At 48.9% G+C, this 1,202-nt stretch carries 1 protein-coding gene; it reads right to left on the bottom strand.

The window, feature by feature from the left end; translation table 11 throughout:
• Positions 1-512 precede the first annotated feature (512 nt).
• A complete protein-coding gene (locus tag BM357_RS18820) occupies positions 513-1,073 on the bottom strand; it encodes a GNAT family N-acetyltransferase (RefSeq protein ID WP_342741648.1) in 561 nt (186 codons plus the stop codon).
• Between the last annotated feature and the right edge of the window lie 129 nt (positions 1,074-1,202).

Below are 1,202 nucleotides of genomic sequence, written 5' to 3'. Positions count from 1 at the left end.
GGACTCAACGATATGGAGATATTTGTAGGTCTTACCGTCCGGTTTCTTTGTGGATACAATTTGGGCGAACAAGAAGGTCACCACCGCTCATATTCTTACCCACGATCATACCGAATATACAGCGCCATGTAAAGGCGGATTAGAAATTTAGTTTTACCTACAATATTGGAACCTAAACGTTACGGAACCACGAAAAAACCGCGCCGTAGCGCGGTAGTGGCCTCCGGCCAAAGGCCTGTTACTGTCAAACATGAGTTTTAGTGCAGAATACAACTTTTTGACGAGAATGCCATAAGTCATAACTTCGTGATCGGTCATCTCGGAAAAATCCAGTACATGCCGTCTTGACTCCACGACCAGTTGACCCAGTACGGATTGACCAGCAGGGAAGTGACAAACCATCCATTCGTTGTCTTCGTAAATGTAGCCACCAGGAGGCGGACCTACCATGCCCAGATGTTTTTCACAAATAAAACAGGACATCAGAATGCCCTCCGTCTTGATTTTCAGTATTACACCGTGGATTTCGTCCCATCACCGCGATACACGATCTCGTCCTCCTCACCCGGACACACGACCAGCCAACAGTCTCGCCACTCCCCTTCATGCCATTCATGTTTCGGCAACCACTTTGCTTTGCGGAAACCAGCCTTCTCGTAACATCGAATCGCACGGGTATTCCACGCCTGGGGATCCATAACGATTTTGTCGGCTCCAAGATTTGTCCGTACATAGTCTGCTACCGATTTCACCAGGGCGGTGCCAATTCCTCGATTCCAATAGTCGGGCTCTCCAATGAATTGGTCCATCCCATATACAATCAGACGAGGATTCATACCGAGCCCGACTTTCACCGGTTCAGGCACCGGATAAAATTGAACGTATCCGATATCCCGCCCTTTGTAAGATACGATGCACGCAGTGACTGACCGATTCGTCTTGGAACCGAACACCTGCTCCACCTTTGCGAGATCGTAAGGATTGTCTCTTCCTTCGTAGAATTTGAGGACCCTTGGGTCGTTCAGCCATCGTGCCAACACAGGATAGTCAGCGGGGCTCAGTCTCCGGACCATCAATCGGTCGTCTTCAAGCAAAACCATCAGGGCTTGTCAACATCGGATGTAAAATCCCCAATAACAGCGGACAAGAATTCCCCAAAATCACCGCGCTGAATTCCTCAAAATCATCGGGATGAATTCCCC

The organism is Paenalicyclobacillus macrosporangiidus (assembly GCF_900116805.1).
GTDB lineage: Bacteria > Bacillota > Bacilli > Alicyclobacillales > Alicyclobacillaceae > Alicyclobacillus_H > Alicyclobacillus_H macrosporangiidus.
The sequence above is the reverse complement of the archived record's forward strand: the minus strand, read 5'-3'. Positions and strand labels throughout refer to the sequence as shown.

What these genes read in the sequence shown, in the direction of transcription:
- BM357_RS18820 (WP_342741648.1), bottom strand. Translation starts at nt 1,073, where the DNA reads ATGGTCCGGAGACTGAGCCCCGCTGACTATCCTGTGTTGGCACGATGG.